Raw genomic sequence first — 13,837 nt, forward strand, 5'->3', positions numbered from 1 at the left:
TCGGGCAGCGGGTTAGTCTGCCTGCACGGGAGCGGGCGGTGCCATCACGGTGCCGCAGGTGGCGCAGGTGCGTTTTTCCGCCGACTGCCAGAAGCGGTTCATGATGGGCGGGAGCTGCTGCACGATGTCGGTAATTTCGGCAAACTCTTCATAGAGCTTGGTTCCGCAGTTTTCGCAGTACCACTGGAAGCCATCCAGCTCGCCGGCAGTGCGGTAGCGCTCCAGCACCAGCCCTACCGTGCCGGCCGGTCGCCGCGGCGAGTGGGGCACGCGTGGGGGCAGCAGAAACATCTCCCCGGCCTTGATTTCAATATCGACCGGCTTGCCGTCCTCGATGATTTTGACCACGATGTCGCCCTCAATCTGCAGAAACAGCTCTTCGCCTTCGTCGAAATGATAGTCTTTGCGGGCATTGGGGCCGCCTACGACCATCACGATAAAGTCCTGGTTATCGGTGAATACCTGCTGGTTGCCCACGGGCGGCTTAAGCAGATGACGGTGTTCATCAATCCATTTCTGGAGGTTGAAAGGACGAGCGACGGGCATGGCGCGGAAGTAGGTGGGTAGAAAATAGGACTGCCTCGGCCCGAAGCCAGACAGCGTGGCCGAACTTACGCAAAACCCACACGACTCGCCACCCGCGTAGCCCTCATGCAATCAATACTACTGGCAATAGGAGGGCCGGCCGGACAAGATTTTACCTACTTTTGACCCTTCACTTTAACCCGCTTTTCGTGCATCTTGATCTGAGCTCCCAGCGCGCCCTCGTAGGCGGCAGCACCCAAGGCATTGGCCGCGCCATAGCGGAGGAATTGGCGCAGCTTGGGGCCACCGTTACGCTGCTGGCCCGCAACGAAGCCACTCTGCAACAAGCCGTGGCTGCACTACCCCGCCCCCAGGGCCAGCACCACGACTACATTGTGGCCGACTTCAGCGAGCCGGACGCGCTGGCCGCCCGGCTGCGCGACTACCTCACCCTACATCCGGAAGGCTTTCATACACTGGTTAATAATACAGGGGGGCCGGCGGGCGGGCCTATTCTGGCTGCGCCAATTGCTGCTTTTCGGGCCGCTTTTGAGCAGCATTTGGTGTGCAACCACTTGCTGGCGCAGGCCGTGGTGCCAGGTATGCAGGCCCGTGGCTTCGGCCGGATCATCAACATCATCAGCACTTCCGTAAAGCAGCCGCTGGCAGGTTTGGGCGTTTCAAATACCATTCGCGGGGCCGTGGCAAGCTGGGCCAAAACCCTAGCCAATGAGTTGGGCGGCAGCGGCATTACGGTAAACAACGTGCTGCCCGGTGCTACCGTCACCTTACGCCACACCTCCCTGATTGCAAAGAAAGTGGAACAAACCGGCCAGGCAGTGGAAGAAATTGAAGCTACCATGTTGCGTACTATTCCGGCCGGACGCTTCGGGCAAGCCAACGAGGTGGCGGCGGCCGTGGCTTTTCTGGCCTCGCCGGCGGCGGGCTACATCAACGGTATCAATATACCGGTGGATGGCGGCCGGACAGGCAGCCTGTAGGCATTCCAGCAACTCCGATATAAAAGCGAGAAGGGCAAAACAGCCTGCTACTTGTCGAAGAATTTTACCGCGTTGCTGAGCGGAAGGGTCCCGCAAATACCCTTGCCGGTGGCGGTGCTCTTGTGTTGACCTGCACCACCAGGCTCGCAGTCACCAGCCTTTGAGCTGCTAGCTACGCGTGAGCGTAGGATCTATCTGACCGAACTTACGCGCACAGGTGTAGCCGAACAGAGCAGCAGGCTCCACCTGCACCGCCTGACGGCCCGGGTGCAGCTGTTTTATAGTAGAGCGTGCGAAAAGAGGGTCATGCAGAGCGCAGCGAAGCATCTCGCGTGCGGTAGTTGCATTATTACTCACACGTCAGCACGCGAGAGGTCTCGTGGTGCTCGACAGGACGTTCTTTTCCTTCCTGTTCACACAGCCCCTAGGAAGCTTGAATTGTTTTAGGTTTTTTCTCCAGCATCGCCTGCGTATTGCTCGAAATAGCCAGGCATAGCAGAAAGAACAGGCTGTATGCTGCTACCAGCGCAAGGCGTTTTTGGGTAGTAGCTTGCTTCCAGCCCCAGTCAGCTGGCCAGCCGTAGCAGGCAACGGCATACAGGAGCAGATGTAGCGGGATAAAGAACCGGCATTCCACCATCAGCGGCATCGATGCCAGACACGTGATGACTAGGGCTCCTATGACCAACCAGTGACTGAAGCGCACGAGATGAATTCGTACGACGATGACAACCAACGCTAAAAATAGCACCGTGTACACCACAAACGAGTTCAGCATAGTAGACCCGTACAGGTTGTGGACGTAGGGGCCGGCGTAAAGCACATCTAACCCATTGAACAAGTGCCGCATATACACGCCCAGTATATCGAAGGGATGCCGTAGTACATAGAAAAAGTACTCCGGATAGGATTCGAACTGATGCCAGTTGATCTGGGCTACCATGGCCCGCCCGGCAAGGTCAATGAAGACGGCCTGGGGCTGCGGGTAATTGGCCCCGACGTTGGTTTCGTAGCGCTGGTTGACCAGACCTTCGTTCAGCTTGAACAGGTAGAGATTGTCGGTTTCGTTGAGCTTACGCTCGTTGGCTCCTTTGGCCAGCACCAGGAAAGTTTTCTCTTGATAATTATTGACATTAATTAGATACTGCGGAATGCCTACCAGCAGAAAAGCCAGGGCAAACAGCGCCACGCGCATGCTGGCCGGCACGATAAAACCGCCTTTCCCAGCTTGGTATACTCGTACTTGCTGCACCATCAGGGCCACGAGGAAAGGAGCCGTCAGCAGGTTGAGCGGCCGGACATAGACGGCGGCCGCCACCAAGGCCCCCACGGCGGCCGCCGCCCAGAGGCTTTGCACGCGGTAGGCTAGCAGCAGGGCCAGGGCTAGGGCCAGCATACTGGGAAAGTCTGAAAGTACAAAGTTGAAATAGTCGCGCCACAGCATAAAGCACACGCCGACAAATAGCAGACGGCGCAGGCTGCTGACGGCCATACCGGTTACTTTTTGCCACAACAGCGGGCACACCACCCCAAACAGAGCCCCAGCCCAAAGCGCACCGAGTACTTTCACGACCTGCTCCAGATTTTCGGGCAGCACATTACGTACCAGCTGCACCGCCGGGTAGTATAGCAGGGGTAGCAGGTAACCGCGCAAAGCGCTATCGAAATTGTAAATCGAAAACTGGCTGGCTCCTTCTTGGTCGAAACTATTGGCCAGATGCCAATAGAACCAGGAGTCGCCGTAGAGCTCTTTATAGCGCGTGGTGAGCAGGTGCCCCAGAAACAGCAGCGAAGTCAGCAGGAACCACAACCAGTTGTTGCGACTTTGCCACCACCGTGCGGGCTGGTTCGGGTAGTGAGTATCCGTGTTGATCATGAGAAGGAAGCGCAAGTGCCGTCGGCACTGTAAAGAATATAACCTCCATAGCCAGCGGCTACCAGTTCTGATCGCAGCCTATTATTTGCGCCCTACACCCGGCTTATGCGACCCGGAACCAGGCATCTAGGCTTATCGAAAGGCACCTTCATTAAACAAAAAACCACTTTATCCCTGTCTGGCAGCCGGGTACCGGACTTACTGCCAAAACAGGAATAAAGTGGTACTCGCTAGCGCTACTACTCGACGCTGGTGATGCGCAGGTCGTCTAGGTAAACGGGCTTGCCCGCATTATTGCCCCACAGATATACTCCCAGAACCTGGTCGAAACCGATGTTATCGGGCAGGATAATGTCCGTTTTCAACTCCGTCCACTGGCCGGGCTTGGTGCCGCCGAACAGGGGCAGACCTTTCCAGAACACCTTCTCATCGGTACCGGGCTTGGTAACCTGAATTACCAACTGCACGGCCGTGTTGGCTTCCTCGGTTCTCACCCAGCCCTGCACGTTCATTTTGCGCGGCTTGGTTGCCATCAGCTGGCCCAGGGGCGCACTGAAGGTCAGGCCGTATTCTTTGCCCCCGCCCACGGTCAGGGAATATTTGCCACTGTGCGCGTATTTGTTGCTCAAAGTTCCGGTGCTGTTGTTTACCCATCCTTGCAGGCCATCAAAGTCGGTATTTACCAACGTTTTGTCATCTTTTTCAGATGCACTATCCGCGCCCTTATCACAATTGGTTAGTAGAAAGGCAGCCAGCAACAAGGTGCACGAAGCAGTAAGAGTACGCATGAGAGTAAAGAGGAAAAAAAGGTCAAAAAGTGTAACCGACGAATTGATGAGGCAGCGAAGAAATAAAGTAAGCCCGCCGCTTGAGCGTTGCGAAGCCTGGCGGCAGCCAGGAAGAGACCGAACGCACTACCACGCAACTTGAAAAAGAGCAAACCGCCTACAAAAGTAAGCGAGAGAATTTAGTGCTAAACATTTCTTTACGATATAATGTACCCTCGCTTCGACAACATCCATTGGCTGTTTCTGGCCGGGCTGTGCCCCGCTGGTGCGGCCCTAGCAGGGTGCCTAATTGGCAGCGACGCACCCGGATATCAAAAAACACCGGAAGAGATATGGCGTCGGTGATGGGCAGGCTGCCGGAGCGACGCCCACGGGAAATAGAAAGGATCAAAGATAGAGTGCTTACCCAATATCCGGGCAGTTATTGTCCTGCCAATGCCTTAGTTTTGATGGGTCCAATAAGGGTTTGGGAATAGACGGGACTTATTTTATTCTCCCGTGCCTATTCTTGTAACCCGCCGTCGTCAACTTTTTCCATGATTTCTTTTCGCCGTAACACACAACACTGGCTGGGTATGGCCGGCGTTGGGCTGGCCGCTGCGGGCCTGATAGCCACGCTCTTTTCCTTCGTTCTAGCCCACCCCGATAACTATTTCTTTGTCGCGGGCGGCGACGGGCTCCAGAGCTACTACGCTACGGCCTATTATGCCTTTCATGACTCGGGCGACCATTTCTCCGGCATGAACTATCCGTTTGGGGAGAACTTCAACTACCCCAACCTGCAGCCGCTCATTGCCTGGAGTATTAACGTCCTCCAGCGCCTGGGCATCCCGGCAGCCGAACACACGGTGGGCATCACCAATCTGGTGGCCCTGACCAGCCTGCTACTCACGCCGCTGGTGCTGTATGCCATCTTGCGGCGCACTCGCATGAGTGTTGTGTACGCTGCCGTCCTGGCCCTCATCATCGGTTTTCTGTCGCCGCAAATTATGCGTCTGGGCGACCATATGTCGCTGAGCTACGGCTGCTTCGTACCCATGCTGTGGTACTGTATCATTCGGATGCAGGAAGCGCCGCGTCAGTGGCGCTGGTACGTGCTGTTTGTGGTGGGCAGCCTGCTGATGGGCCTGGTGATGCTGTATTTCCTGGCATGCGGCTGTTTTTTCCTGCTGGGCCACGCGCTGGTACTGGCCGTGCGCCGCAACCGGCCCCTGGACTTGATTTGGCGTATGACGGTGGCCGCGCTCCTGCCGCTGGTGCTTTTCCGGGGCTGGCTCTGGCTCACGGACCTGGCCCGGGACCGGCCGCCAAACCCCTACGGCTTCCTGGTGTATATGTCCACGCCGCGTGGGGTATTTACGCCGTATCTGGAGCCGTTTCACAGCTTGTGGCAAGCGGTTTTCCCGACCGAGGAAATCACCTTTGAGTCCATGTCCTACGTGGGGCTGGTGGGTACGGGAGTATTCGTAGCCTCCGCCTTGCTGCTGCTATGGCGCTTGTGGCAGCGCCGTCGCACGCCGGGCCGCATGCGGGGGCGCAGCCTTCCCCACCACCTGCACACCGGCTTGTGGGCTTCCGCCTTGCTGCTGCTGTTCTCCTTTGCTGTTCCTTTCACGTTCCCCGGCTTCGAGAGCCTGATTGATTACCTGGGGCCCATCAAGCAGTTTCGGGCGCTGGGGCGGTTTGCGTGGCCTTTTTACTATGCCCTGAGCGTGTATGCCGCCTACTACCTGTACCGCTTGCTGCGCTACCAGCGCCAGCGCCACGTTCCCATGCTGGCGCTGCCCTGGCTGCCGCTGCTACTGCTGCTCTGGGCAGCCGAGGCCTGGATCAACGTTTCGTCGAAAGCCAAAGCCGCCGAGCAGGGTGCCGGGGCGCAGGCTTTTATGGACCCGGAAAACAGCCCGGTGCAACAGCTGACCTGGGCCAACCGCCGCCCGTCTGACTTTCAGGCCATTATGCCGCTGCCCTATATGAACAAAGGCAGTGACCGGATTGACCTCAGCGGCTCGGCCAACTCGATATACCACGCCCACAAACTCTCCCTGGCTATGGGCCTGCCCGAGCTGGCGACGTACGTTTCGCGGCCTTCTCTGGAGCACATGCTCCGGCATGTGCAGCTATTAAGCAGCTCACTGATTGAAAAGCCGCTGCTGCGTCAGTTTCCGTCGGATAAGCCCATTCTGCTCGTCGTAGCGCCCGATGCGCTGACGCCGGAAGAACAGCGGCTGGTTAGCATTGCCAAGCCACTGTTGCAGGCCGAAGGCGTGAGCTTGTATGAGCTGCCTATTGCCGCGCTGGCCGCTACGACCCTCGAGCAGGAGCGCACCAAAGCCGCCGCGCTGCTTCCTACGCTGCCCAAGCGAGCCGGCAACAGCTACGCCTCCACTGACCGTGGCGTGGTGCGCAACTCGTTCGACGACAGCCCGGACCGGCGAGGACGCTCGGCCCCGGGGGCTCTCTACCAACCCCTCGAAACTATTTCTATCCTCTACGACGGGCCGCTGCCTACCCCATCCGATACCAGCCGCTACGAGGCCAGCATCTGGATTCATGGCAAGATGGACTACGGCTACGGCTATATGCGGGTCAGGCAATACAGCAATGGCAACACGGTGGCGGAGAACACCAGTGATGGCCGACTAACCACCGAAATTGCCGGCGACTGGGTGCGGATGCGCGTGCTGTTCCGGCCACAGCCCGGGGTCAACCGGGTGGAGGTGCAATACGGCAGCCGCGACCTGCTGGCCGACGACTTTGTACTCCGGCCCCTGAACACGGATGTGTACTGGTTCGATGCTCAAAACCACCCGGTTCTGAATGGCTACCAGCTCGTGCCGTAACCCGGCGGCTGAATTGCCGTCAGCACCAGGCTCCTATTGCGAAGTATTCAACTGCTTTTTTCCAGCAACGGATTTAGGGGGCAGAAACAGCCGCTCCAAGGGCGTGGCCAGAATCCGCTAGCTCAGCAGAGCGCGTCGACAGCTTGTCTTAACCGGCAAAACCTGACGTGATTTAGTTGCTATCTTTGTTTCCCGCCTCAATTTCTAGCCTGTGCATCCTACTTACGAGCAAGCCTATCATCAACTGGAAGAACAGCATTGGTGGTTTGTCGCCCGCCGCGAAGCCGTGTTCAACCAAATCCAGCAGCTGAACTTGCCGCGTACCGCCCGGATCCTGGAAATCGGCTGCTCGGGCGGGCCCCTGATGCTGGCGCTGCGCGCCGCTGGCTACCAAAACCTGCACGGCATCGACGTAAGCGAAGTAGGCATCCGGGTGGCCCAGTCGCGCGGGCTGGCCAACGTGGGCGTAATGGATGGGGCCCACCTGCAATTTTCGGACGCTGCCTTTGATCTGGTTATTGCCTCCGACGTGCTCGAACACATCGAAAACGAGCAGCAGGCCCTCAGCGAGTGGCAGCGCGTGCTGTGCCCCACCGGGCAGCTCATCGTTTTTGTGCCCGCCTTCAATTCGCTGTGGAGTCGCCACGACGAGGTAAACTATCATTTCCGCCGCTACTCCCTGCCCCAGCTCAGCGCAGTGGTGCAGCAGTCGGGCATGGCCATCAGCCGGGCTTCCTACTGGAATTCGGCCCTGTTTTTTCCGGCAGCCCTGATGCGGCTGGCCCAGCGCACCCTCACCAGCAAGAACAAGAGCGCTACCGATAGCGGCGACCTGCAAATTCTGCCCAGCTTTCTGAACGGCACCCTACTGACGCTGCTGCGGGCCGAAAACCGGCTATTTCGCCGCTTCCGGCTGCCCGTCGGCATTAGTGCATTCGTGCTGGCCACCAAAAAAGCCTAAGCTCACTGCTTCCGCGGCTTTTCCTTTCCTCTACCTTGCCCCTACCCTGTGGACCTCTCCGTCATCATTCCCATCTATAACGAAGAAGCCAACATTCCGGCCCTGTACGCCCGCCTGGGGAGTGTGCTGGACCCAATGGGCCTGCACTACGAGTTTATCTTTATCAATGATGGCTCGCGCGACAAGTCGCTGGCGCTGGTGCAAAACCTGGCTGCCCGCGACCCGCGCGTGCGCTACATCGACTTCAGTCGCAACTTCGGCCATCAGATTGCCGTCACGGCCGGCCTCGATCTGGCCGTTGGCCAGGCCGCTGTTATCATCGACGCCGACTTGCAGGACCCGCCGGAGTTGATTCCGCAGCTTTTCCACAAGCTGCGCGAAGGCTACGAGGTTGTGTATGCCAAGCGCCGCTCGCGCCAGGGCGAAAGCGCGGCCAAGAAGCTCACGGCCAAGTTATTTTACCGCATTCTGGCCAGCATCACCAGTATTTCTATTCCGGTGGATACCGGTGACTTCCGCATTATTTCGCGTAAGGTGGTCGACGCCCTGAAGCAGATGCCGGAGCAGAACAAGTTTATTCGCGGCCAGATTTCGTGGATCGGCTACCGCCAGACCTACGTCGAGTATGACCGCGCCGAGCGGGCCGGCGGCGAAACCGGCTACACCTACCGCAAAATGATTCGGCTGGCCCTGGATGGCATCACCGGCTTCTCCGACGCCCCCCTGAAGGCCGCTACCATCAGCGGTTTCATCGTGTCGGGCCTAGCTTTCGTGGTGATGCTCTATACCCTCTACGCCCGCTTCGTGAGCCACGAGTACGAACCGGGCTGGGCGTCACTGATGGTCAGCATCCTGTTTTTGGGCGGCGTGCAGCTCATTGCCGTCGGTATTATCGGCGAATACATTGCCCGGCTGAGCGCCAACGTGCGGCAGCGCCCCCTCTACATCATTTCCGACACGAATATCCCGGTATCAGCGCCGCTACAAGCCGCAGAGGTGCCGGCCCGCTAGCCCGCTACTCGGGCGGCAGCGCAGCCAGGGCCTTGGCAGGAGCCATCAGGGCGTAGCCATCGGGGAAATTTCGCTCGCTGAAATCGGGAAAAACACTGCGCAGGTAGCGGTGCGCGAGACTATTGCGCCAGCCCGGGCTGATGAGCACCACGGCGGGCTGGTAGCGCTGCCGGAAGCGGAGCGCCGCAGCCACGGAAGGCGGCGTGAACGTCGTATCGGGACGTGCCCGCTGCAGTGCCAGTAAAGTCCGCATCACTGTATCGGCCTGAAAATGAGCAAACTGCTGAGCATCGACGCGGGAAATGTAGGCGGAGGGCAGTTTTTTGCGGTAGTACGGCTGGTACAGGAAGTTGCGCAGCTCCACCTTTCCCACCTGCTGATAGCCGTCAATCAAACCAAAGGGCAGCGTAAAGAGGGTTTCGCCGGGTAGCTTAGCCACCGCCTGAAAAGCAGCCGGCAAGGTGCGGGACGAATCCAGCGGGGGCGCTACGGGCCAGAACTCGACGGCGACCACCACCAGCAGCAGGCCACTAAGCAAGCCCCGCGCCACTGGCCGGCGCGCGGCATCCCAGGCTGCTTCCAGCGCCCCAAACCCCACGATGGGCAGCAGCAACGATACCATCAGCACCCAACGGGTGGGGCAGCGAATATTGTTGAAGAAGGGCACAAAATGCAGTAAGCTGGTGGGCAGGTTTAGCTTGACATGGCCAAGCACCCGTAGTGCCGGCAGCGTGAGCAGCACGAAAAACAACAGCACCCAGGCCAGCGGGCGTCCCTGCGGGTCCTGGTGGCGCTGCGAAGCGGGCCGCGCCGGCCAGAACGCCGCCAGCAGGCACACCAGCGGCACAGCATAGCCCAGGAACATAACATTCTCGACGGAGCCCGGCATGTTGTAGATGCGTGGGTCGTGGTAGAGCTGCCGGGCCCAGGCAAAGTCCAGCCAGCGGCTGTTTTCGGCGGGAATGAAATAGCCGGCCAGGTCGCCGCCCCACCAAAAGCCGGAGTTGTCGGGCACCTTAACCAAGCGCAGCAACCGAATACCAAAGTGGCTGACTGCTAAGCCGGCCGCCAGCACCAGCCACGCCCGTCGATGACGCCAGTTGATGCTCCCCAGCCGTAGCCAGAACCACGCCGCGTAGCCCAGCGAAAAGTAAATCAGCGCAAACAGGACGTAATAGTCGCTGAAGAGCGTGATGACGCCCAGCACAAAGCAAAGCACCACAGCTTTCCAACTCCGCACCTGCGGCCAAAACCGGCCGGGCTCGAACCAGAAGGCATCCAGAAACGCCAGGATGTAAAACGGTACCGTGGCCGTCAGCACCAGGTCGAAATGGTAGGGCAGCCGCACGGTTTTGTAGGGCGAGAAGGCGAAGAACAGGCCCACCAGCCACACCAGCGCTGGCTGCCGCAGCCAGCGCCGGGCCAGCAGCCACGCCCCGGTTCCCGACAGAGCATACTCGGCGGCCAGGGTCAGGTTCAGCGCCAGCATTTCGTTGCCGATGAACACATTTACCATGCCCGCAATGGGGATATAAGTGTGCAGCCACAGCGAGGCACCATCGGGAAACAGCAGCCAATTGGAGTAAAATGGGTTTTGACCGCTAAACACCGCTTCGCGGAAGTGCCACACATTCCAAAGCTGCATGTAGCCGTCCTGGTCGGCTAAGGCCGGAAAAGCACTGCTCAGGTGGGCAGCCAAGGGCCAGCTCCAGGCTACGAACACCAACACGTACGTCAGAAACACGAGCGCCAGACGAACAGCGGAGGCTCTCATCGGGACGGGGTAACAGCGGGTGAAGCAGCCGGCCGCAAAGCCAAAACCTGAAAGTCGCCGACTCTTTTAACCACCTGACCCACATAAGGACGCAGGCGCGGGTCGGCGACCAGCGTCGTATCGTTGGTGTAGAGGTAGCGGGCCCCGCGCTGAATACAGGTGGCCAGATAGGGCTGGCCGCCGGCCCCAGGCTGGAAAAGCTGGGCGCTTTCGTCGTAGCCAAAGCCTTTCTTGTGCAGGAAGTAGAAGAACTTGCACCCCGACTCGTCGGGGCCTACTACACACAGCGCCGAATCGGGCACGGCATTGTCGAGCGCGGCGCGGGTGGCAGCATCGAATAGCTCGGGTGGCACTTCGCGGGCGCCACCCATCCAGCGGGGCGGCGCAATCCGGACGAAAGCCAGCACGGGCTGCGCTACCAGCAGCAGCAGCAGCAGCCACCGCCACCGGGGCCGGCGCACCAGCCAGCCGGCCCCGAGCACCACGGGCAGTAGCAGCACGGGCAGGTAGGGCAGCATATAATATTGGTGCACGGCCATCTGGCGCAATTCAATCAGATGGTAGGCCAGCAAAGCCAGGGCCCACACCAGCACCGGCCCAAACCAGGAACTGCGGTAGTAGCGGCCGCGCCCAATAGCCACCAGGCCCAGCAGCAGCAGCCCGAAGTTGGCGTAGTTGATCAGCAGCTCCGGAATATCCGAAACCACGTTGTGCGTCAGCGTTTTGATGGCCACGGCCACACTGGTAGCTGGCCGCAGCTCCAGCCCGAAATCAGCCAGGCCCGACTGCTCGATGAGCCGCACCGCGTAGGCGTACCAGCTCAGTGTGCAGCCCACCGCCACGAGGGCAAATACCGCCAGCGGCACGGCATCGCGCCGCCACGTCAGGCGGCGCTGCCACAGGTCGCGGATGATGAGCACCGCAATGGGGAAGCCGATGACGAGGTATTGCAGCTTAGTCATGCCGGCCAGCGTGGTCAGCAGCAAGCTCAGCCAGAACAGAACGGGCAGGCGGCTGTGGTACCAGCGCAGAAAGAAATAGAGCCCCGCAATGGCCGCCGACAGTGCCAGAATATCGGGCAGGGCGTTGATAGAATGATAAAACAGCTCGGGGCTCCAGCTCAGTCCCCAGGCCCCCACCGCTGCCAGCCATGCCGAGCTTGTCAGCAGCTTCACCAAGGCATAAAACGCCACTACGCCGGCCGCGAAAATCAACCAGGTGACGACGCGCGGAATGGCCTCGTGAAAGCCCAGCGCCTTGTAGCCCAGGGCCACTACCCACTCATAGCTCGGGAACTGCATGCCCGTCACGCCATCGGAGTCATTGCGCCGGTCGACGCGGGGGCGCAGCGGGTTCATGTCCTCCTCGTAGAGGTTGCGGGCCACGGCCATGGTGTTGCTTTGCCGCCAAACATGCACGCTGTTAGGTGGTTGAGCAAAAAAAGGCAGGTGCAAAAGCAGGTTCAGTCCCAGCAGCAGGGGCCAAAACCACCGGGGCACCGTGTGGCCATCCAGGAAAGTCAGTGTCATAGAGTCGAAAATTCGGCTGAGCCAGAATGGCAAAAGTAGTGGTTTACTATGGCTAGATTTGTACATAGCCCAGCTTCTTCCCCGCATGCTCTACCTACAGAACTTTATCAACGGCCGGTTTGTGCCGCCGGCCGCCGGCCGCTACCTCGACAACGTGGAGCCCGCCACGGGCCAGGTCTACAGCCAGATTCCGGATTCGGACGAGGCCGACGTGCAGCAAGCAGTAGCGGCGGCGCAGGCGGCGTTTCCGGCCTGGCGGGCCTTGCCAGCCGAAAAGCGCGGCCGGCTGCTGGTGCGCATCGCCGAGCTGATCGAGCACAACCTGGAGCGCCTGGCCGAGGCCGAAAGTCAGGACAACGGCAAGCCCGTAGCCCTGGCCCGCACCGTCGATATTCCGCGAGCAGCCAGCAATTTTGCTTTTTTTGGCACCGGCATCAGTCATTTTTCGTCCGAAACGCACTTTCAGGAAGGCATAGCGCTCAACTACACCGTGCGGCACCCGCTGGGCGTGGTGGGCTGCATTTCGCCTTGGAATCTGCCGCTGTACCTGTTCACCTGGAAAATTGCCCCGGCCCTGGCGGCCGGCAACTGCGTGGTGGCCAAGCCCTCGGAAATTACGCCGGCCACGGCCTACTGGCTGGGCGAGCTGTGCCAGGAGGCGGGCCTGCCGGCGGGCGTGCTCAACATCGTGCATGGCACCGGCCCGCGCGCCGGACAGGCCATCGTCGAGCATCCGGCGGTGAAGGCCATCAGCTTCACGGGCGGCACCAAAACCGGCGAGCATATTGCCCGCACGGCCGCCCCGATGTTTAAAAAGCTGTCGTTGGAGCTGGGCGGTAAAAACCCCAACCTCATTTTCGCCGACTGCGACTTGGCGGCAGCCGTGAGCACCAGCATTCAGTCCAGCTTCTCCAACCAGGGCCAGATCTGCCTGTGCGGCTCGCGCATTTTCATCGAGCGGCCTGTGTATGAGCAGTTCAAGCAGGCTTTTCTGGAACGCGTGGGAGGCCTCACCGTGGGCGACCCACTGCTGGAAAGCTCGCGCCAGGGCGCGCTGGTTAGCGAATCGCACCTGCATAAAGTCCTGGACTACATTGCGCTGGCCCAGGCCGAAGGCGGCACGCTGCTGGCGGGTGGGCAACGAGTGCAGGTAGCGGGGCGGTGTGCCGAGGGCTATTTTCTGCAACCGACCGTATTCGAAGGGCTGGCGCCCGACTGCCGCACCAATCGGGAAGAAATCTTTGGGCCGGTAGTGACGCTCACGCCCTTCGACACCGAAGAAGAAGCCTTGAGCTGGGCCAACGGCACCGACTACGGCCTGTCGGCTACCATCTGGACGCGCGACCTGGACCGGGCGCACCGCGTGGCCCACCAGCTCCACGCCGGCGTCGTCTGGATCAACACCTGGCTGCTTCGCGACTTACGGACGCCGTTTGGGGGCATGAAAAGCTCCGGCGTTGGCCGGGAAGGCGGCCTGGAAGCACTGCGGTTCTTTACCGAGCCCCAGAACGTTTGCCTTAAGCTGTAGC

At 59.9% G+C, this 13,837-nt stretch carries 10 protein-coding genes; 5 read left to right on the plus strand and 5 right to left on the minus strand.

Annotation, left to right across the window (positions count from 1 at the left end; translation table 11 throughout):
• Positions 1-12: 12 nt before the first annotated feature.
• Positions 13-546, minus strand: coding sequence for a 3-hydroxyanthranilate 3,4-dioxygenase (locus E5J99_RS11735; RefSeq protein ID WP_135498001.1), 534 nt, complete (start codon positions 544-546; stop codon positions 13-15).
• Positions 547-734: 188 nt separating this feature from the next.
• On the opposite strand from E5J99_RS11735, the gene E5J99_RS11740 reads away from it, so the two are divergent.
• Positions 735-1,526: an SDR family oxidoreductase gene (locus E5J99_RS11740; RefSeq protein ID WP_135498002.1), complete on the plus strand. Its 792-nt coding sequence runs from the start codon at positions 735-737 to the stop codon at positions 1,524-1,526.
• A 424-nt stretch (positions 1,527-1,950) separates the two neighbouring features.
• Here the strand turns inward: E5J99_RS11740 and E5J99_RS11745 are convergent, their stop codons facing one another.
• Positions 1,951-3,402, minus strand: coding sequence for a hypothetical protein (locus tag E5J99_RS11745; RefSeq protein WP_135498003.1), 1,452 nt, complete (start codon positions 3,400-3,402; stop codon positions 1,951-1,953).
• A 239-nt stretch (positions 3,403-3,641) separates the two neighbouring features.
• Positions 3,642-4,190 carry a hypothetical protein gene (locus tag E5J99_RS11750; protein WP_135498004.1) on the minus strand — a complete coding sequence of 183 codons (549 nt, stop codon included), beginning with the start codon at positions 4,188-4,190 and terminating at the stop codon, positions 3,642-3,644.
• Between the two features lie 536 nt (positions 4,191-4,726).
• Between E5J99_RS11750 and E5J99_RS11755 the strand changes: the two genes are divergently transcribed.
• From E5J99_RS11755 to E5J99_RS11765, 3 genes are all read left to right on the plus strand, one after another.
• A complete protein-coding gene (locus E5J99_RS11755) occupies positions 4,727-7,033 on the plus strand; it encodes a hypothetical protein (RefSeq protein ID WP_135498005.1) in 2,307 nt (768 codons plus the stop codon).
• A 211-nt stretch (positions 7,034-7,244) separates the two neighbouring features.
• A complete protein-coding gene (locus tag E5J99_RS11760) occupies positions 7,245-7,994 on the plus strand; it encodes a class I SAM-dependent methyltransferase (protein WP_135498006.1) in 750 nt (249 codons plus the stop codon).
• 48 nt (positions 7,995-8,042) lie between these two features.
• On the plus strand, positions 8,043-9,005 hold the full coding sequence (locus E5J99_RS11765) for a glycosyltransferase family 2 protein (protein ID WP_135498007.1): 963 nt from the start codon (positions 8,043-8,045) through the stop codon (positions 9,003-9,005).
• 4 nt (positions 9,006-9,009) lie between these two features.
• Here the strand turns inward: E5J99_RS11765 and E5J99_RS11770 are convergent, their stop codons facing one another.
• Complete coding sequence (locus tag E5J99_RS11770; protein ID WP_135498008.1) at positions 9,010-10,779, minus strand: hypothetical protein; 1,770 nt, start codon at positions 10,777-10,779, stop codon at positions 9,010-9,012.
• Positions 10,776-12,308 carry an ArnT family glycosyltransferase gene (locus E5J99_RS11775; RefSeq protein ID WP_167852096.1) on the minus strand — a complete coding sequence of 511 codons (1,533 nt, stop codon included), beginning with the start codon at positions 12,306-12,308 and terminating at the stop codon, positions 10,776-10,778. Before E5J99_RS11775 ends, E5J99_RS11770 begins: the two co-directional genes overlap by 4 nt.
• Positions 12,309-12,393: 85 nt before the next feature.
• Here E5J99_RS11775 and E5J99_RS11780 point away from each other — a divergent pair, with 85 nt between their 5' ends.
• The gene (locus tag E5J99_RS11780) at positions 12,394-13,836 is read left to right on the plus strand and encodes an aldehyde dehydrogenase (protein ID WP_135498010.1); all 1,443 of its coding nucleotides are present in this window, start codon (positions 12,394-12,396) and stop codon (positions 13,834-13,836) included.
• The last annotated feature ends 1 nt before the right edge of the window (position 13,837 follow it).

The organism is Hymenobacter elongatus, from assembly GCF_004745955.1.
GTDB lineage: Bacteria > Bacteroidota > Bacteroidia > Cytophagales > Hymenobacteraceae > Hymenobacter > Hymenobacter elongatus.

Coding starts and splice junctions, on each gene's coding strand:
- E5J99_RS11735 (WP_135498001.1), bottom strand. CDS start 546: ATGCCCGTCGCTCGTCCTTTCAACCTCCAGAAATGGATTGATGAACAC.
- E5J99_RS11745 (WP_135498003.1), bottom strand. CDS start 3,402: ATGATCAACACGGATACTCACTACCCGAACCAGCCCGCACGGTGGTGG.
- E5J99_RS11750 (WP_135498004.1), bottom strand. CDS start 4,190: ATGCGTACTCTTACTGCTTCGTGCACCTTGTTGCTGGCTGCCTTTCTA.
- E5J99_RS11755 (WP_135498005.1), top strand. CDS start 4,727: ATGATTTCTTTTCGCCGTAACACACAACACTGGCTGGGTATGGCCGGC.
- E5J99_RS11770 (WP_135498008.1), bottom strand. CDS start 10,779: ATGAGAGCCTCCGCTGTTCGTCTGGCGCTCGTGTTTCTGACGTACGTG.
- E5J99_RS11775 (WP_167852096.1), bottom strand. CDS start 12,308: ATGACACTGACTTTCCTGGATGGCCACACGGTGCCCCGGTGGTTTTGG.
- E5J99_RS11780 (WP_135498010.1), top strand. CDS start 12,394: ATGCTCTACCTACAGAACTTTATCAACGGCCGGTTTGTGCCGCCGGCC.